This is a genomic window from Candidatus Limimorpha sp. (assembly GCF_056203535.1).
This window is the reverse complement of the sequence record NZ_JBADWU010000016.1, coordinates 1-22,933: the sequence shown is the minus strand read 5'-3', so window position 1 is coordinate 22,933 and position 22,933 is coordinate 1. Positions and strand designations below refer to the sequence as shown.

The window sequence follows — 22,933 nt, the reverse complement described above, 5'->3', positions numbered from 1 at the left end:
TGTTTTGCGCCTGTAACCAAATCACAATCAATGGCAGCTATGACATTATTCCTGCCCCCGAAGGAAATCCAATTGGCTGGAGATGAAACGTTTTCGTTCAATGCCAAGACGAAAATCTACTATCCTGCCGGTAACGAAGACTTGCATCGTAATGCGGAGTTTCTTTCGGATTACATCAACGACATGGTGCAGTTCCGCCTTGAAGTCTGCGAGATTCAGGGTGAGGTGAACGATGGCATTTGTTTGCTTACCGTTCTGGGTTATTTCGCTGGACCTGAATCCTACGAAATCAAGGTCATGCCGAAGCAAATCATCGTGACGGGCGAAGATGCCGCTGGCGTTTTCTATGGCATTCAGGCTTTGCGCAAGTTGTTGCCCGTCGTCAGGGTAGAGGCTGGAAACTTCGTGCGTATCAAGTTGGGCGAATAATTCCTACAATCCTTGTAGAGACGCGCCAAGGCACGTCTCTACCAAGCGAAAAAAACGCATTCCAAGATTTTGGGGTGCGTTTTTTTTGTGTGTATTTCGAAAAATGTGTAGTTTTGCAGTGTAAAAAGATAACTCCGTGGAAGACATTTTGGCAGATATCAGAAAATTGGCGATGGAAGTAGTCCCTGCTGGAAGTGAGGCTTGGCTTTACGGCTCAAGGGCAAGGGGAACAGCTCATTCCTATTCGGATTGGGACATTCTTTTAATACTCAACCAAGATAGTCTTACCCAATCAGATTATGACAAGGTGAGTTATCCATTTGTGTTGTTGGGCTGCGAGTTGGGCGAAGAAATAAACCCAATTATGTACACAGGAAAAGAGTGGCAATCCTATAAGGCTACACCGTTTTACGAAAATGTTCAACATGATGCCGTAAACTTATTGCAATGACACAGGAAGAAAGGCAAATATTGGTCAATATGCAGGTTGAGCGATCTCGTAGGTTTTTGGGACAGGCTGATGAGATGATGACGATGGGTTATTCGGATATGGCGGTGAATCGTTTCTATTATTCTTGTTTCCACATCGTACAAGCATTATTTATTCAGAAAGAGATAGTTGCGCACACGCATTCAGGGATGCTTACCCAGTTTAGCAACTATTTCGTGAGAACAGGAATAGTTGAGCTGGAAGATGGCAGTTTTCTTGCACGTCTGTTTCAGTTGCGTCAAAAGGCTGATTACAATTGCGCTTACGATATTACAAAGGAAGAAGCATTGTCGCTCAAAAAGCCGACACATCAGTTTGTTGAGAAGATAGAGAATCTGATAAAGAAAGAATAAAGTATTGTGTTGGACAATTAAACGAACAGAGAATAAGGTAGGTGTAACTATAACATATTAAATATTAATCAGATAGCATTTATAGCTGTCCTTGAACGTCAAATTTCCACAAGTCCCCTATGGGGGACAATTCATAATCAGGGACAAGTTATTGGATGCCGTACTTGTTACGGCGTGGAATGACTTGTTAGATTATGAAGGGCGTGGAAACCCTGACGTTCAAGCAAGGAACAAATTCCACGCTTTTTCTATGTCGAAGGCAAAGGACGTGCATATAGGGAACAGGATCAAGGCCGTGCTGAAGCAGCAAGGTAGGACTTCGGTTTGGCTTGCCAGCCAGATTCCTTGCACGCCTAACCATTTGTATAAGGTGTACGCTAATGCTACCATCAACACGGGGTTGCTGAAACACATTTCCGACATTTTAGACTACAATTTTTTCGAGGACTTTATCCAAAATGGATAGGAATTACTATTGTGATGGGATAGCATGAAAATCTAATTGCAAAAGGAATAAGTGCGTTATTTGCACATTCAAAATTAAATAATTTGTACTATGAATAAAAACAAACTTCTGACAAAAATTGCCTGTTGGATAGGCTATTGCCTTTTTGCGGGTTATAGTGCGTTAATGACCGCAAAATCTATTTCGATGACTTATCAGATGAAGCATTTTTGGCTTGTGTTCATTTTTGTGTTTTTCGTCGCTTTTATAGCAGGCCTTTGCTTAAGTGTTATGGTCGGCGAGATGCAAAACCGAATAAATCCCAATAAAGGCAAGTTCGTGATTTGTTTGATTGGTTTTTTGTTGTTCTGGGGTGTGAGTTTTATGACCAATGTTCATTATATGCTTATGAAGGACGAAGGGTTGAAGGTCGTTAGCGCGGAATTAGGCAACTACAAGAGTTATGTGGATGATGCTACACGGAGCAAAAAGGAGGAAATAAAAGGAAAACAGGAAATCGATATTACTTTGTGCGAAGCTACGGTTCAAAACCTTGCGGATGAATTCAAACGCGAATGCGAGTCCTCGATACGATATGGTTTTGGAGACCGTGCAATCTCATATTTAAAAGACATCGAAAATTATTTTACCAATAGTGGTGGGAAATTTGGTGACACCTATAATTACAAGAACTCGATTTTTGATGATGAAAAAGACAGGGGAGACAAGGGGAAAACAGGTGCCAAACAGGTGATGGCTTTAAAAGAAAAGTATTCCATTAGAATTGCTGAAAAACTATTGCAAAGAGAGACGGTAATAAAGAACTACTATAAAAAACAAATTGATTTGATTAAAGACCTCACATTGATGCAGGATTTTATCAATGATAGTCTTTATTTGGTTGACCTTCCTCAAATCACAGAGATAGCCACACCTGATGTTTATTATCAGTTCCAGAGTGTACAACTCAGCTCAAACTTATACAACCGTCTTGATAAAAACGAACAAATGGAAATTGTGCGTTCAACCAAAGTGAGTAAAACGGATGATCCTCAAGATATTGAAAAGGGGGACTTCAGGTATAGAATCTATCCCTCTTCTCGTATGTTTAGCACTTGGAATGTCTGGGAAGACATGTTTGCAGGCAGGCTCCCAAAAGATATGAAATTGTTGGGAATGATTCTATTGTCATTGATTATTGACATAGTGGCCTATGTGCTTAGAGTATTAGCTAAATGATGAAAACTGAGTAATATTATAATTATGGAAGAATATAAATTCGAAACAGAGGAAACTAATAAACAGAGTGAAACTGAAATTGGAGCAAACAAATTGGATGATGCCAAACCTGATGAAAACAGGTCTGGTTCATCATCAAATCCACAAATACCCAGAGATGAAGCACCTTTTGTCGTGCTTTGCGGCCCTCCAGCAAGTGGAAAGAGCATGGTGCTAAAATGCCTTGCGAGTTACTTGTATGGCTCAAATTACTCCATATCGGCAAACACTACATTGCTGCCAGACGCAAAATATCAAGCAGATTGTTTGGAGTTTAATAGCATTATTGGAGATGCTAACACTAAAATGCCAAATACGGTTGATTATCTAATGGCAGATATTTTGGATAATTTAGGAAATGTCAAAGCCCATTTTTTGGAGGCACCGGGCGAAGACTTCTTTAGTTTGGACAGATGGAAAGAGGAGCCGAATCGTGCATTCAAAGGTTATATGGACAGAGTCGCTCAGGTTACCATTAATCAACCCCGTAAGGTAATTTATATCATCCTAATGGATTTGGACTCAGATATTTCTTTGAGAAACAATGAAAATCTCAGAAAAAAGTATGAGCAGAAGATGGTTAAATTATACAACAAATATGTATTGAATCATCCAAGTAGAGTGATTCTCCTTTATAACAAAGTGGATTTGCCTCAAGGTGGGAAATGGGGTAATTCTGAAGGTTGTTTTAATCCCAAGGCAGTTCTTGAAGATGCAAGACGCAATTATCCTCTATTGTTTTTCACAAAGAAGTTCTTGTTCTGGAATATTGAGAATTACAAATTCTTGCCATTCTGTACAGGATCATACGAAGATGGGTATACGGCTGCTGGACCAGCTTATCCATCAGCTTTGTGGGAAGAAATATTAAAACTTTGGTAGAACATGGATAGATTTGTATTCATACATGGTTCGTCAATAGGACAAAGTTCTTACATCCCTCAAGGAGGACCTCACGGAATATGTAATGACATTTGTGACAGTTATTTCAAGGGTCGTGAGGCTCGATGTAAGGAATCTGAAGCCGAAAAGGCTTTGTTCGTTGAATTGTGCAACGATTCCAATGGGGAAAAATATGTCTGTTATTCCTTCGTGAACAACAAGTGCATTGGGGCCGCTGTTGAAGGTAATGAAGGAAGGCCTGGGCAGTATTTAGCCATTAGCGTTTTGAGTAGGAAATTTGTTTTTCCCGAACCAGTATACACATTGTTGTCGGCAGCATATAAACAGTTGTTCGTAGGGAAGATAATTGATTCTCAAGACCGTTTCCTGATTAGACAATTTGAAGAAAAAAAAGACGATTTCCAAAATGCAGTCAGTCAAATAGACAGGTTCTTCACTGAGTTTTCTCAGGGAAAGTTTGTAAAAAGTGATTCTCGACATGCAGACTTCAACTCATGGAAGGGTGAGAGAATTAATCTTGACACTTGTAATTCCGAACATGCTTTTGATACCTTGTGCAAACTTGGAAGAATTTATATTTCACAAGAATACGAATCTTCAAATGCAAAAATCGAGTCATTGGAAAAAAAGGTGATTGCCTTGCAGAGTGAGAAGGCGGAGATGGAAGAAAAAATAAACAAAGCAAAGACTTCGGAAAGGAACAAAAACAAGCAGGAAATAGATGAGCTTGCTATAAAGATTAAAGAGAAAGAAGCGGAAAACAAACGGTTACAAACTGAAAATGATAGATTTAAAGAGTCTATTGGTATTGTTAGGACTGAACTTGACAAGATTGAAAAATCCAATAAAGAAATACTCTCATTACGCGGCAAAGTATCGAATGATTCTGAAAAAGGGAAAAAGGATAATGTTCAACAGTTGTGGCTAACTTTAGTTTTGGTTTTCATATTGATAAGTGGGATCCTAAGTTATGTCTTTTTTCGGAATCTCTCGGCTGATTTTGAAGAGATTAAGATGAAGATTGAGAATGTAGAAAATGTGCTAGAAGCACTAACCGAGCAATCCGATGTTGAGCAAGGTTCTGGTTCTGTTGAACAGCCACAAGTTCCGGAAGAGACCCCTAAAACCTTGTCATTATCTATATCAAGACTTGATTTTGAGGCAGCAGTTGGTTCTAAAGATATAATCGTAACATCCAGTGAAAGTTGGGATTACGAAGAGAATGATATTCCAGAATGGCTGACTTTAATAAAGATAGAAAACAAGCTTACGGTTAAGGCAAAAGCCAATGCCACTAACGACCAACGGGGTTATAGGTTCATGGTGAGAAGTGGCGGTTTGGAGAAACAAGTCACCATTTCCCAAAAAGGGAAAGAAAAAGACAAGAAGTCTCAAAATCCAGATTTTGGAATGGTGATAAAAGATTCTAATGGGAGAGCCCTTAACGAGGAATCAAAAGTGACAACAGGTCAAAAACTTACAGCTTCGGTTAGTAATTCCAGCTCTGCTGATGGTATTGGATGGACGTTTGATGGCTGTAGTGGAAATAATAATGGTCAAAATTGGGCTGTGGTGCAAGTAACTGTTTCCGCTGAGAGTGGTAAAATCGCTATCGGATATGGCCCTAAAAAAGATAGGAGTAAACGACAAATCATGTCTTTCCAAGTAGAGGTAAAAAAGGCTGATGAAAAAGAACATACACAAACTGAGCAAATTTCTGAGCCAACTGAAGTTCAAGAATCTGACAAAATGAATGATACAATTAAACAATGAAAATAATACATATAGCAATGAAAAGGATAATACTGATTAGCATTTGTATGCTTTTGGCATTGAGTGCCTGTGAAAACAAAGACAAGTTGGTTTATCGTCCGTCAAAGTTCCCCGAAGCTAAAGAGAAACGAGACATGTCTTTTGCAATTCCATATTTGGACAAAAATGGTTCAATGATAGTACGCGCTCGTCTTAACAGCGGCCCTCAATTTAGCTGTATTTGGGATTCAGGTTGTTCTGTCCCACTCAAAATATCTGCTTTAGAGGCTGCACAGCTGATAAAGGATGGGACTTTGTCAGAGCATGACTATATCACAAGCTACCCAGTTACGGTGGCAAATGGACAAACTAGCGAATATGATGTATATCTGCTGAAATCTGTGTCATTCACAGATGACAAAGGCGATGATCATATACTGACTGATGTTCCTGCTGTCATCGATGACAATGTCGGAACAGACATTTTGGTAGGCTTTCCCGTGATGCAGGCTCTTGGTTACGCACATGAAATCTCACAATTGGAGAATCTCATCATCTACAAAGAATGATTCTTAAAAATTACATTTTCTGCAATGGAGGCAAAGGGTATCAACAATATCCCAATGACCATTCCGAAAAGTTCTTGAAGCAGTTCTGCGCTGAGAGCATAACCTCACATCAGATTGCCGTCCATCGCGATGGCAATCTGATGTATTATGCGTATTCTTATAGGAACTCAAATCATGAATTGTATGGGTTGTGTGTGGTTTGCGGAGCAATATGTGTAAAACTGAAATCATTATTCGATTATTTCCAGGAGGTTTTGAATGCTGCTGCCATAAAAGGCGTATTATTCAAATACAATGCTTCGGGTGAGATTGTTTTGAATGTTGCAGATTTCATTTCCGAGAAAGGAGAAACAGAAGAATTCTTTCGCGAAATCAAGTCAACTTTAGACAAGAGAAAGTTGTGGGAGACTTTGCCTTCAGAGGATTATTCTATTCCATTGGATGCAAAAATCGTTTTCTCTTTTGATGAAAATGAACAAGTCAAGATTGTTGATGCGACAAGGCATTATCACAATGTTCTCGTTACAATGGAGAACTCAATTCCAACAAGTTTTTCCATGACAGTAAAAAAACTGAATTCAGAAAAAGCCCAATTGCAGAAGGAATTGGAAACGAGGCATGAAGAAATCCAAAATCTTTCTCGTCAAAAAAAGCAATACAAAACAGTCGTTTTGCTTGTTTTGTTACTCTTGGTTGGTAGCATTGTTACTGCCATAATCATTTCCGATAAAAATACAGATATTGAGAACAAAGTCGCTGAAATTGAATCGCTATATGAGACAAAGTATGATTTGGAAAACAATATCATGCAATTGAATGACTCTGTTGATGATTTGAATGAAAGAAATTCGAGACTTGAATCATCGTGTCAATTGGAGCATTCTCGATATATTGAAGCGCAATCCAATTATGACTATCTTATTGGTAAGATTTCTAGTCGGCAACCTTTTTTCATAACCAACACATCTTTCAGTTTTAGTTCAGGATGGTTTGAAATGACTTATTTCGGAGTAAGAGAGGGAAATTATACCATTCGAATCAATGTGTATGCCGAAAATGGGAATCGGGTGCGTTCCGAAACCTTTTCAAATTACCATTTTGAAGAAGGTGCTCATTCGGAAAGCTTTTATGTGACAAGTACATTGAATTCCAGAGCATGGTATTATTTTGAGGTGTGCATTGACAATATTATTGTTGGAGGAAGAAAGCTTTGATTTGTTAAGCTGCAAAGAAAATCGATTGTCTTATTTTTTTTATTTCCTCCAAAAAAAACGTTTATCTTCGCGACATAAATCAAATGCCTCGACTATGTCAAAAGCCCAACTAAAGAAGCACCTGAAAACCTTGGAGAAGGATGAAATCATCGAGATGGTGATTGAACTTTATGATGCTCGTAAGGAAGCCAAGGAATACCTGGAATTCTATCTGAATCCCAATGAAAGCAGCAAATTGGACGAGTACAAGAAAGTCATAGAAAATGAGTTTTATCCTTCGCGCGGTGAACCGAAAACAAGGTTCAGTGTGTGTCGAAAGGCTATCAATGATTTTATGAAACTTAAACCAGCACCTGAACTTGTTGCCGATCTAATGCTGTTTTATTGCGAGCAAGCCTGCCAGTTCTCGTATGACTATGGCGACATGTGGGAAGGTTTCTACACTGCCGTGGAAAACAACTTTGCCCGTACCGTGGAGTTTTTACGGAAGAACGACCTTATAGATGCCAACGAAAAACGCATCAAACAAATCCTGAGACTGACTTCCCCTTGCGGCTGGGGCTTTCCTGATGCGATGCAAGATATTTATGACGAAGCCTTGTACAATTAATTCCTCCCGCAGCAGTTCTTGTATTTTTTCCCGCTTCCGCACGGGCAGGGGTCGTTACGCCCGATTTTTGGACTGGTATTGACAAATAGAGTGTCGTTTGAATTGGTGAATGCAGTCATTTGCTCCTTTTTGACTTCAAGTTTGATGCCCATTTCGAAGGCTTCCTTTGGTGAATGGCCTTTTAAGTCCCAACGTGGCAGTGAGTTTTGGTAATTCGCATATAGACTTACGACTTCATTTGTCAGTTTTCTGTGCTTGGATGGAAAGTCGGCGAGCATTGCTTCGACACCTGCCATGGGCGATTCCCCTTCTTGGATGTTGAACCAAATATCGGTCAGCGTTTGTTCGGCAGGCTCAATGGGCTTTGTATCTTTGAATGTCTTGTCGGTGTAGTTGAGTAAGTCAATCATATCTCCCGTAAACTCGCTCGTAAAAGCGGGATAGGGCAGTTGACCTGCTGACATAATCTCTTCATATTTAAAAACTTTGTTTGGGATGTCCTTTCGTTTTTGAATTTCTTTCCAAACCTTTTTCGAATCCTCGACCCAAGGTGACACCAACACGACTTCGTCTTTCTTTTCGTCTATCTGAATGGAATACATGAAAAACAATTCCGATAAGATCAACATCTTAATGAGTTCATTGAAGGTTTCCTCGGATGTGAATGGAAAACACTCGATTTCATCATGGAATTGATCGACGGGAAGAATGCCGTAAAGTGCCAGAAGTCCGTAGGCGTATTGCTGCAATTGTTGATACTCACGCATCAGGTCGTTGTTGAACACATCGAAAATACAAGAGGAAACAGCGGTGTGTACATCTTCGGTCAGATAGTAGGTAATGGTCTCGTTTCCCAAGGATTTTTCTTCGTCTACTTGCAGGATGTTGTATATGATGGAAGGCAAAGGGAAATAAAGTCTTGGTTTCACAAGCCTTGTGCCGGCCTTGATGTTGGAAAGCTCCTTGAGGATTTCAATGTCGTATGGAGGCATTTTTTTCAGCCATTCAGGGGACGTGGCAAGTAAGGCCGAACTTAACTTTTCGGCAAATTCCTCTTTGGGAAGTGATTTGGGTATAGTCGCGTCAAAATGCTCGGAGAATGTAATCAATATGTTTTTGGGAATTCTTGACAATGCTTCCTTCAAGGATGTGCAATTGCTATATGTTTTTGCTTTCATGATTTGATGTTTTTTATGCAAAGGTAATGAAAAAACAGCAAACCTAATTAAAAAATGTGTAGTTTTGCCCAATTAAAACTATTTTCCATGAAAAAACTATCCTTATTCATCATCGCGGCCCTCATCCTGACTGCCTGCACAAATCAACCAATTCCTGTTGCCAATTACGACATCATCCCGCAACCTAAGGAAACACATTTGAGTCGGGAGGCCTCTGGGTACTTCACATTGCAACCTTCGGCGAAAATCTATTTCGAAGATGGTCTCCAACGCGAAGCGGAGTTTCTCAGCGAATACGTGAACGATATCATGGGCTATGCCATGAAGATGCAGGAATACCAAGGCCAGCCCGACGGTATTGTGCTGAAAGTGGTTCCCGAGAATTTCGACCAAACCGAAGCCTACGAAATCAACATCACCCCCAAACAGGTCACCATCAAAGGCGCCGACCCTGCAGGCGTGTTCTATGGCATCCAGACCCTCCGCAAGAGCTTGCCTGTAATTGTCAATTCTCAATTCTCAATTGTCAATTGTCAACTCTCCTGCGGAACAATCAGAGATTGGCCAAACTTTGGTTATAGAGGCATGCACCTCGACCCGGCGCGCCATTTCTTCACGATGGATTCGGTGAAAATCTATCTCGACATGATGGCCATGCACAACATGAACACTTTCCATTTCCATATCACCGATGACCAAGGATGGCGCATGGAAATCAAGAAATATCCCGAACTGACGCAAGTCGGTGCCTATCGTAACGGAACTGTAATTGGTCATAATTCAGGTGTTTATGATACTATTCGTCATGGCGGTTTCTACACGCAGGACGAGTTGCGCGACTTGGTGCAATATGCCGCCGACCGTTACATCACCATCATCCCTGAAATCGACTTGCCAGGTCACATGCAGGCGGCTTTGGCCACTTATCCTGAATTGGGTTGCACGGGCGGACCTTATGAAGTTTGGCAACAATGGGGCGTTTCGGAAGACGTGCTTTGCGCTGGCAATGAGGATGCCATGCTCTTTTTGGAGGATGTGCTGAACGAGGTGATGGATGTGTTCCCATCTGAAATCATTCACATCGGTGGTGACGAATGTCCGAAAGTGCGTTGGCACGACTGCCCGAAATGTCAGGCGAAGATTAAGGAATTGGGTATCAAGGCAAACGACAAGTTTTCCGCTGAGGATTTCTTGCAGAGTTATGTGATGACACGTATGGAAAAACTCATTGAAAGCCGTGGCCGTCGCATTCTCGGATGGGACGAAATACTTGAAGGCGAAGTGGCTGAAAATGCCATCATTATGAGTTGGCGTGGCGAAGAAGGCGGCATTACGGCTGCCCGAAGCGGTCACGATGTGGTGATGGTGCCTTGCGGTTACCTTTATTTCGATTATTATCAGACCGACGACACCGAAAACGAGCCTTTGGCCATTGGCGGTTATGTCCCGGTCGAGAATGTCTATAACTACGAACCTGTTCCTGCTGCTTTATCTCCTGAACAACAGCAACATATCTTGGGCGTGCAGGCCAACATCTGGACGGAATACATCAGCACTTTCCGCCATGTGCAGTATATGGCTTTGCCGCGTATGGCTGCCTTGAGCGAAATTCAATGGTGTCTGCCCGAACAAAAGGATTACGACTCGTTTGCCAACCGTTGCTTCGGCATGACACGACTTTATGATTTGTATGGCTACAATTACGCCAAGCATATTTTTGACCTGAAACCAAAGATGGAATCGCATCCCGATGAAGGTTATATCGAAGTCGAACTGACAAAATTCGGTGCTGGCGAAATCCGCTATACCCTCGATGGTTCCGACCCGATGCAGGGCATCATCTACACCGAGCCAATCCATTTGACTGAGAGTTGCGACTTGCGTGCCATCGTGGTGCGCGAGCAGGGCAATGGCCGCGAATACAGCACGCATTTCGATTTCAGCCAGTTGACCATGAAGCCAATCATTCTGAATCATGAACCGAGTCCGAGTTATACTTTTGGTGGTGCTTCTACCTTGAACGATGGCTTGAAAGGCAACGGTAACTACCGCACGGGCCGTTGGTTAGGTTTCTGGGAATGTCCCTGCGAGGCTGTTTTCGATTTGAAAGGCAGCAAGGAACTCAGCCGTTTGCGTTTCAATGTCAACATAAATAAAGGCGATTGGATTTATAACCCGAAGAGCGCAAGCGTTTACGTCTCCAACGACGGCAGCCATTTTGAGGAAATCGCCCATGCCGATTATCCGATTGTCGCTCAAGACGAAAAGGATGGCGTGCAGACATACGAACTGGAATTCAATCCCGTAAGCGCCCTTTATGTGATGGTGCGCATCGAGCCTACCATGCTGCCCGAAACCCACGAAGCCTACGGCAATCCGGCCTGGCTTTTCGTAGATGAGATTGAGATGGAATGAGAAATGCCCTGAATTTTTATGATTCACCGACCTGTAGAGACGCGATTCATCGCGTCTGAATGAACAAAAAGCGCTGCAATAATTCAATCATTTGAGCGTTATTCGTGCATAAATGCCCGATAGTATGAAAAGATTGTATCTTGCTTTAATGCTCTTGCTGTGCGCCGTTCCGATTTTTGCGCAAGACGATTTGGATGAGAAGAGGTATATCGCTGAAAAAGCCTATTGGTCTTTCGATACTTCGGTGTCTTATGCCCTTTATTCGGAATTAGATTCGATTGAGCCGATTACCAGTTTCTACGATTTGTGGTACTATTATTTCGCTGCCGAGGTTGAGAAGGACTCGTTGAAAAGCAAGGAACTTTTGTTCCGTTTGGTGGCAAGAGGTTTGGATAGGGGAGGTGCAGAGCAATCGACCCTTCGTGATCTTGGCGTGTCTGGACGTCCCTATTGGCATGAATTGGATTCGATTATTAGCCTTGCCGAAAGCAAAAGATGCCAGCCCTTCATTGATTCGTTGGCGAAGATGGCTGAAATAGATCAGGCCATTAGAAAAGAACCCTGGTCGGAAGAGAGGAACCGGCGGATGTCGGTGATTGATTCAACAAATACAGCCAAACTTCAGGCATTGGTTGCCCAATATGGTTTCCCTACTTGGGAATTGGTGGGGCGTGATGCTTCGTATAATGCTTGGCTGATAGCACAACATTCATGGTCGTATCTGCCTTGGTATTATGAACACTATAAGGATGCGGTAAAAAACAATAACGCTGACAAACATAGTCTTGCCTATATGGAAGACCGCTATATGATGCAGAATGGACGTCCTCAACTTTATGGAACTCAACTTATTGGCACGGGATTTCACCCTATTGCTGACATTAAGAACATAGATCGGCGAAGAATGTCTGTTGATATTGAGCCGATGGAAGATTATTTAAAAAGATTTGATTTAGATTCGATAGCCATATTCCTATATTATCTTGATTATGCGTCCAATTATTATCTCATAAATAATAAGAACATGTATATTCCGTTTGCCGCAAAGTTGAAAAATGATACTGTGATTGACTTAACTTATCCGTTTGATGGTGTGATGATTTATCCGTTTCCACGCGATTTGGAATTTTTGGCTACTTATTGGTACAAATACGGATTGGATAAATCCATTGCAGTCAATGAGGCTAAGAAAATGGTGCTGTGCGGAAAGCGCCTCGATGAGGAATGGCATCTACCACAGGTACTTATGGATTCGGTAAGGGCGAATTATGATGAGCTGCGTGCCGATTACGAAAGGATGATTGCAAAAGATGATGACCTGATGCTCAATTCGATTACTTCGTTCGACACGCTTGTCAAGGTTTTGGATGGCGGTTCTTATCCTCGCTATACCATCGATGCGTGGAACGGACATATCAAGGAACTCATCTCCGACAAATCGGAAACATTGACCAAAAATGATTATGAAGTTTTTTTCGAATGGCTGTTCAAGCAGGTTGAGGTGGGCAACTATCACCTTTTCGACTATGCGGAATTGTACGACGAAGTGTATTATCGCCTCTATAGGAAATCGTATTTCGGCCAGAAACTCTTTGACAGACGGGTTGTTATTTTCGACCTTTCCAATGTCGACCAACGCCGTGCAGCCATACATTTGCCGCCTTTACGCACTTGGCTCGAACTGAACGACAAGCCATGCCCAAAAGGCTATGATTGGGATGGATATTTGAAAGAGTATTTGTGATTATTCCTTGAAATGGGCGGAAATGTGCCAAAAAAATATAGATTTCCGCCTGTTTCAAGTCAAATTTAGCTTATAATGGGCGGAAATGTATCAAAAAAACATAGATTTCCGCCCATTATAAGTTTTTCTTTTAAAAAAAGGATTATCTTTGCGCCGTAATCAATCAAAGGTAAAGCCATGTTAGTCGGTAGGGAATATGAAAGTGACCGTTTGCGCAGTCTGCTAGACTCGGACAAATCGGAGTTTGTGGCAGTTTATGGCCGTCGCCGTGTCGGGAAAACTTATCTGATACGGGAGACATTCAATTATCATTTTGCTTTTCAACATTCTGGATTGTCGAGTGGAAATATGCAGCAACAGATTGACGAGTTCCGCAATTCGATGATGCTGTCAGGCTGGAAAGAAAAGAAACGGCCCGAAAACTGGTATGATGCATTTCATCAGTTGGCAGAGCTGCTTGCAGCTTCAAAAGATGATAAAAAGGTGGTTTTCATTGATGAGATGCCTTGGATGGACACACCGCGTAGCAATTTCATCAGCGCTTTGGAACATTTTTGGAATGGTTGGGCGAGTGCCCGGAAAGACATCATCCTTATTGTTTGCGGCAGCGCCACTTCGTGGATTATGGATAAAGTCATTCTTGACCATGGTGGGTTGCATAATAGATTGACAAACAGGATTTTCCTGCAACCTTTCACGCTTCGCGAATGTGAACAGATGGCAAACTTGCAAGGCATCGTGTTGTCGCGTAAGGAACTTTTGGAAATCTACATGATTATGGGAGGAATCCCTTATTATTGGAGCTATTTGCAGCGTGGCATGAGCATGGCGCAAAACATCGACCGGCTGTTTTTCAATCCGAAAGGTGAACTGTATTTGGAATTTGACGCTCTTTATGCTTCGCTTTTCAAAAACTCGCAGTTGCATATTGCTGTCGTTGCGGCTTTGGCAGGATGCAAACGCGGTTTGTCACGCGAGGAAATTCTGACAGCCACTTCGCTGACTGACAATGGCAAATTCGACAAGGCTTTGCGCGATTTGGAGTATTGCGGTTTCATCAGGAAATATAACATGATTGACAAGAAAAGCAAAGGCGCATTGTATCAGCTAATGGACAATTACACTTTGTTTTATTATCATTTCATCAGGAATAACGAACATAACGACCAGCATTTCTGGTCCAACTCGCAAGGCAAGCCAATCCATTTGTCGTGGACGGGCTTAGGCTTTGAGCGCGTTTGCATGCAACATGTCGATCAAATCAAGGCGGCATTGGGCATTAGCGGCGTGCTGACAAATGTGTATTCGTGGCGCACGGTCAAAACCGATGAGCATCCGGGCGTTCAAATTGATTTGCTGATTGACCGTTCCGATAATGTCATCAATTTGTGTGAAGCCAAGTTTTCCGCTGATTATTATACTTTTGTTCAGGAAGACGAAGCGGATTTGCTGCTTCGTCAGTCGGTTTTCCGCTTGGTGACGAAAACAAAAAAGTCCATTCATCCTTTGCTGATAACCACGCACGGACTGACCCCGAACCGTTACAGCGGCATCATTCAAAATGTGGTGACTATGGATGATTTGTTTAAATGAATGTCAATCAAGGAATTGTATGGTTTTGTGCGTTGAGACAACCTTGAAACGGGCGGAAATGTGCCAAAAAAACATAGATTTCCGCCTATTATAAATTCGCCGTATGGAAAATGAATTATGGTTTGAAGGCAGATATTGTTTTTTATTGAGCGGTTCTGATTTTTTTTATTTTTGAACAAGTTCAAAAACTGTTTTCTATTATTGCTGTCCGCTAAAAAATCGTTGCGAAGCTCATAGTAAATTTAAATTCAATGAATTATGATCTTTTGCTGAACATGGGACTTACTTTTTAATAATTTCATAATGATCACAATCTCAACAAAAAGCAAAGATACTGAAGTGTTGAAAGCTTGACTGGGGAGGGCGCATTGGCCACGGGCAAGATGCGGGGCAGCGTCCGCCAAAGAGACGGACTAAAGGCTTGACCTTCACGAAATTGCGTTTATGACATATTTCCTGAAGGTCAAGTCTTTAGGTCGGCTGTGCGTTGGGCCGATTATCTTGCCCTTGAACTTTGGTTCCTTTCTTTCAAGAGAAAGGAACAGAAAAAATGATAGTTTGGCTGTCCGCTAAACTTTTAGCGGACACCAATAGTTTTCTATAATATATTTCAAGGAAAATGTTGAAAATCCGATTTGAGTGAAGCACTAATTTATCAGATATTTTTCGCATCCAAACGTCCTTTGTAAACAATTTTTTCAGACCTTTGCAGTTTTGATAGTAAAGATAACCGCTATGACAGAAAACTTGGTCATTATTCCGACTTACAAGGAAAAGGAAAACATTGAGAAGATTATCCGTTACGTCTTCAACCTGCCTATGGCTTTCGATATCCTGATTATCGACGACAACAGTCCAGACGGTACTGCCGACATTGTGAAACGCTTGATTCAGGAGTTCCCCGAACAACTTTTCATGATTCAGCGTGCTGGAAAATTAGGCCTCGGCACGGCTTACATCACAGGCTTCAAATGGGCTTTGGAACGCGACTATCAGTATGTCTTTGAGATGGATGCCGATTTCTCGCACAATCCCGATGACTTGGCTCGCTTGCATGATGCTTGCGCCAATGGTGCCGACCTTGCCGTAGGTTCGCGCTACAAGACGGGTATCAATGTGGTGAATTGGCCAATGGGCCGCGTGCTGATGTCGTATTATGCTTCGGCATACGTGCGTTTCGTGACCCGAATGGAAGTGCGCGACACCACTGCCGGTTTTGTCTGCTACACTCGCAAGGTCCTCGAAACCATCGATTTCGACAGAGTGAAATTCTGGGGCTATGCTTTCCAGATTGAGATGAAATACACGGCGTGGAAACTTGGTTTCAAGATTGAGGAAGTGTCGATTATCTTCACCGACCGCCGCGAAGGCACTTCGAAGATGAGCAAGGGCATTTTCCGCGAAGCCATTTTCGGCGTCATCAATCTGCGCTGGCGCGGCCTGACTGGACAGATTAAGCCGAGGACGAAATGATTGTTTAAGTGTTTAATTGTTTGAAGTTTAATTGTTTATTTGTTAAATTGACGGATCACAAATTAATCCAAAAGTCAAATTGTCAAACAATCCGATCGTCCCAAAGTCTAAAAGTCAAAAGGTCTAAAAGTCCAAATGTCAAATAGTCAAATGGTCTAATTGTCTAATCGTCCAAAAAGTCACCCCCTATGGACTACATCATAAAAAACGCAACGCTTGTCAACGAGGGTGAATCCTTCGTGGCAAGTGTTTTTGTTTCCGACGGAAAGATTGCCAAAATCATCCGCGAGGAGGAAATGTCGGATCCGATTATCGAGCAATTGCTTAAGGTTGTCGGTGCGGTTGCCATTGATGCTCAAGGAAAATATTTGTTGCCTGGCATCATCGATGAACATGTGCATTTCCGCGAGCCGGGCTTGACGCAAAAAGGCGACATCTTCACCGAAAGCCGTGCAGCCGTTGCCGGCGGCGTGACTTCCTTCATGGATATGCCCAATACAAATCCACAGACTTTGACACAGGAACTTTTGCAGCAAAAGTTTGACCTTGCTGCCGAAAAATCCTTGGCCAACTTCTCTTTCTATCTCGGTGCAAACAATACCAATATTGACGAGGTTAGGAAAACCGACCCAAGCCAAGTTTGCGGCATCAAGGTTTTCATGGGTTCCAGCACGGGCAACATGCTTGTCGACGATGATGAAGCTTTGGAACGTATTTTCAAAGAGTCGCCATGCCTGATAGCGGCTCATTGCGAGGACGAAGCCATCATCCGCAAGAACATGCAGCTTTACAAAATGATGATTGAGGAAAGCGGTGCCAAGTCGGAAGTCACCATTCATCCGCTCATCCGCACGGCTGAGGCTTGTTTCAAATCGTCGTTGCGGGCTGTGGAAATGGCGGAAAAGACGGGTGCGCGTTTGCACATCATGCACATTTCAACCATTGATGAACTGGCGCTTTTCACCAATGAAATTCCGCTGGCCGAAAAGAAAATCACGGCTGAGACATGTCCTCATTACCTATGTCTGCACAGCGATTACTATCAGGAAAAAGGCTTCCGCATGAAATGCAATCCTGCCGTGAAGACCGAAGCCGACCGTGCGGCCTTGCTTGATGCGCTTTGCGATGGCACCATCGACACTATCGGCACCGACCATGCGCCTCACGCCAAAGAGGAAAAATTCACAGATGATTATTTCACCAGTCCTTCGGGGTTCCCGTCCATCCAGCATTCGCTTTCGCTGATGTTGCGTCTGCGCAGCATGGGCTGGATGACCTTAGAGCAGATTGTCGAGAAAATGTGCCACAATCCTGCCATCCTTTACCAGATTGGCCGCCGTGGCTTTATCCGCGAAGGCTATTACGCCGACCTGGTGCTGCTCGATTTGGAAGCCAACCAGTTGGTGAGCGACGACACGGTGCTTTACAAGTGCGGCTGGACGCCTTATCATGGCGAAATCCTGCCGGGCAAAGTGACGCATACTTTTGTCAACGGCAATCTCGTCTACGAAAACGGCGTTTTCAACGAAGAAAGTAGGGGAGAAGCCTTGCGTTTTAATCGGTAATTGGTAATAGGTTCTCGGTTTACAGTTTTCAGTTACTGATAACTGACAACCGAAAACAAAAAAAATAAATCTTTAAATCTTTAAATTTTAAATCTTTGAATCTGAACTTATGAAGAAAATACTTTTCATTCTCATCACCCTCTTGGCATTTTCCTGCTGTAGCACCAAATTGACGGAGAAAGTACAGGTTGCGTTTCCGAATGGTCAGCCTCAAATTGTGCGTTATTACGACAAAAATGGCGTTTGCGTGAAAGAGACCGAATATTACGAAAGTGGTCAAGTCTACAAGGAAGGCGGCATCAAGAACGATGTAGAGGAAGGCGAATGGCACGCTTATTTCCCTGACGGAAAACTGCAGGTGTTAGGTTATTTCAAGGACGGCAAGCGCACGGGCGCTTCGACCGTTTATCGCGAGACAGGACAGCTGTATATGGAAGGCTTCTACAAGGAAGGTCGCCATTGCGGCAAGTGGAAATTCTACGACGAACAAGGCTATCTGATTCGCGAAGACGATTACGGCGAGTAAGCAACTGCTTTCCAAGCAATTGTCGTTTGCTACGATATTCCAGAAAGGCGACCCTCAATCAAGGTTGCCTTTCCTTGTTTTTCAAACATAAATTACCACGAAGAATTTCCCATTAATTTTGGCGGATAGGTTCGGATTTTTTGGAACGTAAAGATGCACGGCCGTGCGTCTCAACATGCCAATGGATTGTGACACGACAAAGTAGAGACGTGACATGTCGCGTCTCTACCAGCCGACCGAAACGGGCAAATAATCGATGAATAATTAATGGCCCGATTAACGGCAATTAATGTTCAAAAAAGAGATTTCATCCATTTGCGTTTGTCTTTATCTTGTTCGGATACAACTGATAGCGCAAAATCCTTTGATTTCTGTTGTTATTACTGGTTTTTTCAGCGTTTCGTTTCGTTATTATTCCTATTTTTGCACCTTGATAATTGTGCGCGTGTGTAACGCGTAAAAAAGCGAACTGTGAAATCATGTAAAAATGATGTATAAACAACTCAATTTTTTAATTAACTTATTTATTAACAAAACATTTCTAACTATGAGAAAGTTTTTAGTTAGCTTGCTGTTGATGGCTCTTATGATACCATTCGCAGCAAAGGCCGATGTCATCATCGGCGATGGTACGAACTCGGACAGATCCATTCCGTTCGACGTGTACTATTACAACTCATGGCAGGAGTCAGTCTATCTTGCAGAAGAGATTGGCGGGCCATGCGTTATCAACTCAATCGCATGGTATTGCGATTATGCTTCATCGCTCAGCTGCAGCGATTTACGTATTTACTTTGGTGAGGTTGAAAAAGAAGGCTTCGCTTCCGACTCCAACGAGTGGACGCCAGCCGAAGACCTCGTCCTGGTTTATTCACATGCTACAACACTTGGTACATCTACTGGTTGGCAAGTGTTCACTTTGGACACTCCTTTCTACTACGATGGCAACGACAACCTTGCCATTGCAGTTGCAAGAAGGTCAAGCAGCTATTCTTCATCAATGAAGTGGCGTTACACTTATCATGTGGCCCGCACCAACACGAGACACTCTGACAGCGACGCAAGCGTTGCCCAGCATCCTGGTCTCATTGATGGTTCAACCACTGGTAAGGTTCCGAACATCAAACTCGGTACTTCAGCTTACAACCCAACAGGTTGCATTAAGCCTATCTCAGCTATGCAGACCCGCGGCACCGTTAGCTCAGCTACCATTTCTTGGGTTCCTTTCCCAGGCACAAATAACTTCGATGTGTACGTTTCATTGGACGGCACCGTTCCGGGCAGAAACACTACCCCTACGGCTTCCAACGTTACTGGTACAAGCTACACGTTCTACAACCTGAACCCATCGAGCGGCTACATGGCCTACGTCCGTGCAAGCCAGAATGGTCAGCACAGCGGCTGGCGCAGTGTCAGCATCGCTACCCGTCTTGACATTGCCGGTGAAGGTACAGCCCTGAACCCATACATGATTAGAACTTTGGATGATATGAACGCTTTGGATGCTGCTGTTACGGCAAACTATCCTACCCAAGGCAAGCACTTCCTGCTGATGAATGACATCGAAGGAGTGACAAACCCAATCGGTGATGGTGATCATTGGTTCCAAGGTGAATTCGACGGTAATGGCAAGACCCTTGACCTCAATATGCTTTCATACGACTCACACACAGCTGTATTTGCTTCACTCGGACCTGGCGCCAACATTCATGACCTTACTGTGACTGGTTCTATGAAGGCTTACGGCAAGTATAACGGCGGTATTGTCGGTGAAGTCGATGTAACCGAAACTTTTGATTTCTCACCAGTCATCATTGACAACTGCGTGTGTAATCTCAGCACATTCATTGCCGGTGCTAATTATACTGGCGGTATTCTGGGTCTCCAGGATGTCGGTAGCGGTGTCGAACACATTCAGCACACTCCTGTCATCGTTTCCAACTGCGTCAACTATGCATACGTCAATGTAACAAGCTATGACTATGTCGGTGGTATCGTTGGTGAACTCGGTGGCCGTGGTGTTATCGACAACTGCATCAACTACGGTGATGTCAAGGGTGACTACTATGTAGGTGGTATTACAGGTTACACTCGCTACTACGGTGTCGTCACCAACTGCGGCAACCATGGCACCATCAATGGTTCCGTGAGAGTCGGTGGTATTGTCGGTTGGCAGAAAGGCGGTTCAACCTGCAACAGCTACAATGTGGGTAGCGTTACCGGTTCTACACAGTGTGGTGGTGCTTGCGGTTATATCCAGGCTGCTAATACAACTGACAGCTATGTCGAATTGCGCAACAACTACAATGCCGGTACCGTCAGCGGTCAGGCTGCCCTTTTCGGTGATGTCGAAATCACTGATGCCAACGGCATTTATACCGATGCCAACTACTACAAGGCTGGCACACACAGCACACCATACGTTAGCTCAAGCACTTATAACTTTGCTAGCTATGCCAACCATCTGACAAGCTTCACACAGAACGAAACAACCTGCACTTTGGCTGCTGCCGGCTTCGGCGGTTCAACCAATCTGCTCACCGCTCTGAACGCTTGGAGAGACCAAGATGCTGATGCTTACAATTTATGGTATGAAGATACCTATATGAACAATGCCGGTCTGCCTTGGTTCAAGGAACCAGTCGAACCAGGCCTTTTGATCGAACCAAGCCCAGTGGCTATGGGCGACCGTCCAATCGGCGCTTGGATGCACCCTGTTGAAGTTGCCCTTTACAACAACAGCGGCGAAGCCATCACCATCAACGGCATCGACTTCGAAAACGGCAACTTCTATGTCAACGAAAATGGTTTCACACAGCCATTCACGATGAACCCATACGAAAGAGTCATCCTCAATATTGGTCATGACATCAACGCCACACCAGAAGCCGGTGAAGTCACCGACAACATGGCCGTTGACTATGGCAGCCGTATCGCCATCATCACTCCTATTACTGGTAACGCCTACACACCTGAAATTCCTGACGTAGTCGAAATGCCTCAGGTAGTCACCTCATTCCCATACGTTACCACACAGGAAACTTCAACCATCTATGACAACTACTATCTGCCAGGCCAGAATTTCGATGGTCCTGATGCAGTCTACAAACTCGTCATCAATGAAGAAAAGAACCTGAATGCCGCCATCACCGAAGGTGAACAGGCTAAGTTGGCCCTTTACGCTGAAGACTTCGGCGGTGAACCTGGCCCAGGCTTGTACAACTTCATCAGCAACCCATTTGAAGGCACTGAAGAATACCCAGTCAGCAATGGCGGTGACGATCCTATCACCAACATGACCTTGACCCCAGGTACCTATTATCTGGTTGCTTCTTCAAGAAGTTACGACTTCACTTTGGAAATCAATGCCGAATCACTGCCTTGCCCAGCACAGGCTCTCGACCCGGAACCAGGTGATGATTCAGACGGCATCGATCCAGCAAGCGTTACACTGAGATGGACGCTGCCGAACTTCACGACTGAATATCGTCTCCGTTTCGGCACTGACTACTACTGCACTGAAACCCTCGTCGACTGGACAACAGACCTTGCTACAGCTTATACTGTCACTGGTCTCTACAACAACTCCAACTACTTCTGGAGAGTCGACGTCCGCAACAGCGAGTGCGAAACCTTCGGTCAGGTTTGGGGATTCACCACACACATGAATGCTCCTACCAACCTGCACGCAACCAACAGCAACGGCGTTAACATTTACGAAGGCGAAGCCCTCAACCTGGCTTGGACAGCCATCCAGGACCGCACCTTCCGTCAGTACAACATCTACATGAATGGTGAACTCATCGGCAGCACTCCGCTCAACAGCCCTGCTACCACCTACACCGTCAACGGTCTGGACTACAACATGGGTGGCTACACCTTCAATGTCACAGCTGTTTACGATGAAGGCGAATCAGCATTCAGCAACAGCCTCGTCATCAACGTTTCCGGCAATGGCGAAGTTGATGGTTACGTCTTCGAACAGGACGGCACAACCGGCATCGCTGGCGCTACCGTCACCAAGACTGGTACTGATGAATTTGGTCGCAGCCGTAACTACACCTTCACCACCGACGCCAATGGTCACTACCATGGCGCTATGCTGGCCGGTGAATACAATGGCGTGGCTACATGCCAAGGCTATGTTGAAGTTGCTTACGAAAACAACCCATTCGAAATCGTTTACGGCGAAGTCACTCCAGACATCAACTACGTGATGGACGAAGTGTTCACCCCAGTTGGTGAAGTCATCGCTGAATACTATCCGGATCCAGAAGATCCAGAAAGCCCATACGTTAAGGTTTACTGGGGCTGGAACATCATGAGCGCCATGATCGAAGACTTCGAGACCGGCGACTTCTCACAGTACGACTGGAACATTCCTGCACAGTATCCA

Annotated in this window: 16 protein-coding genes and 2 pseudogenes; 17 read left to right on the top strand and 1 reads right to left on the bottom strand. The window is 43.7% G+C overall.

The genetic code is table 11. From position 1 onward, the window contains the following. Positions 1-30 precede the first annotated feature (30 nt). From AC06MN_RS01775 to AC06MN_RS01730, 10 genes are all read left to right on the top strand, one after another. Positions 31-429: a glycoside hydrolase family 20 zincin-like fold domain-containing protein gene (locus tag AC06MN_RS01775; RefSeq protein ID WP_475670634.1), complete on the top strand. Its 399-nt coding sequence runs from the start codon at positions 31-33 to the stop codon at positions 427-429. 136 nt (positions 430-565) lie between these two features. Next, positions 566-880, top strand: a complete 315-nt coding sequence (locus AC06MN_RS01770; protein WP_475670633.1) for a nucleotidyltransferase domain-containing protein — start codon at positions 566-568, stop codon at positions 878-880. Further along, entirely contained in the window at positions 877-1,272 is a 396-nt protein-coding gene (locus tag AC06MN_RS01765) for a HEPN domain-containing protein (RefSeq protein ID WP_475670632.1), read from the top strand. Before AC06MN_RS01770 ends, AC06MN_RS01765 begins: the two co-directional genes overlap by 4 nt. A gap of 250 nt (positions 1,273-1,522) precedes the next feature. After that, the gene (locus AC06MN_RS01760) at positions 1,523-1,738 is read left to right on the top strand and encodes a hypothetical protein (protein WP_475670631.1); all 216 of its coding nucleotides are present in this window, start codon (positions 1,523-1,525) and stop codon (positions 1,736-1,738) included. A 90-nt stretch (positions 1,739-1,828) separates the two neighbouring features. Then, complete coding sequence (locus tag AC06MN_RS01755; protein WP_475670630.1) at positions 1,829-2,956, top strand: hypothetical protein; 1,128 nt, start codon at positions 1,829-1,831, stop codon at positions 2,954-2,956. Positions 2,957-2,980: 24 nt separating this feature from the next. Continuing rightward, positions 2,981-3,877 carry a hypothetical protein gene (locus AC06MN_RS01750; RefSeq protein WP_475670629.1) on the top strand — a complete coding sequence of 299 codons (897 nt, stop codon included), beginning with the start codon at positions 2,981-2,983 and terminating at the stop codon, positions 3,875-3,877. 3 nt (positions 3,878-3,880) lie between these two features. Then, entirely contained in the window at positions 3,881-5,671 is a 1,791-nt protein-coding gene (locus AC06MN_RS01745) for a BACON domain-containing protein (RefSeq protein ID WP_475670628.1), read from the top strand. A gap of 17 nt (positions 5,672-5,688) precedes the next feature. Continuing rightward, positions 5,689-6,219, top strand: a complete 531-nt coding sequence (locus AC06MN_RS01740) for a hypothetical protein (protein ID WP_475670627.1) — start codon at positions 5,689-5,691, stop codon at positions 6,217-6,219. A 179-nt stretch (positions 6,220-6,398) separates the two neighbouring features. After that, complete coding sequence (locus AC06MN_RS01735) at positions 6,399-7,433, top strand: hypothetical protein (RefSeq protein WP_475670626.1); 1,035 nt, start codon at positions 6,399-6,401, stop codon at positions 7,431-7,433. A gap of 94 nt (positions 7,434-7,527) precedes the next feature. Further along, complete coding sequence (locus AC06MN_RS01730; protein WP_475670625.1) at positions 7,528-8,043, top strand: DUF6155 family protein; 516 nt, start codon at positions 7,528-7,530, stop codon at positions 8,041-8,043. On the opposite strand, the pseudogene AC06MN_RS01725 reads toward AC06MN_RS01730, so the two are convergent. Continuing rightward, a pseudogene (locus tag AC06MN_RS01725) lies at positions 8,040-8,108 on the bottom strand (SEC-C metal-binding domain-containing protein); the annotation flags it as partial. The gene AC06MN_RS01730 and the pseudogene AC06MN_RS01725 overlap by 4 nt on opposite strands. 1,200 nt (positions 8,109-9,308) lie before the next feature. Here AC06MN_RS01725 and AC06MN_RS01720 point away from each other — a divergent pair. The 7 genes and pseudogenes from AC06MN_RS01720 to AC06MN_RS01690 form a co-directional block, all read left to right on the top strand. Beyond that, positions 9,309-11,636 (top strand): glycoside hydrolase family 20 protein, encoded by a 2,328-nt coding sequence (locus tag AC06MN_RS01720; RefSeq protein ID WP_475670624.1) that lies wholly within the window; start codon positions 9,309-9,311, stop codon positions 11,634-11,636. A gap of 124 nt (positions 11,637-11,760) precedes the next feature. Next, positions 11,761-13,380, top strand: a complete 1,620-nt coding sequence (locus tag AC06MN_RS01715) for a DUF6624 domain-containing protein (protein WP_475670623.1) — start codon at positions 11,761-11,763, stop codon at positions 13,378-13,380. Between the two features lie 177 nt (positions 13,381-13,557). Further along, positions 13,558-14,973 carry an AAA family ATPase gene (locus AC06MN_RS01710; protein ID WP_475670622.1) on the top strand — a complete coding sequence of 472 codons (1,416 nt, stop codon included), beginning with the start codon at positions 13,558-13,560 and terminating at the stop codon, positions 14,971-14,973. Positions 14,974-15,708: 735 nt separating this feature from the next. Next, complete coding sequence (locus AC06MN_RS01705; RefSeq protein WP_475670621.1) at positions 15,709-16,446, top strand: polyprenol monophosphomannose synthase; 738 nt, start codon at positions 15,709-15,711, stop codon at positions 16,444-16,446. A 188-nt stretch (positions 16,447-16,634) separates the two neighbouring features. Next, complete coding sequence (locus tag AC06MN_RS01700) at positions 16,635-18,011, top strand: dihydroorotase (RefSeq protein ID WP_475670620.1); 1,377 nt, start codon at positions 16,635-16,637, stop codon at positions 18,009-18,011. A 109-nt stretch (positions 18,012-18,120) separates the two neighbouring features. Then, positions 18,121-18,537, top strand: coding sequence for a toxin-antitoxin system YwqK family antitoxin (locus tag AC06MN_RS01695; RefSeq protein WP_475670619.1), 417 nt, complete (start codon positions 18,121-18,123; stop codon positions 18,535-18,537). Positions 18,538-19,084: 547 nt separating this feature from the next. Next, positions 19,085-22,933: pseudogene (locus AC06MN_RS01690) on the top strand (hypothetical protein); the annotation flags it as partial.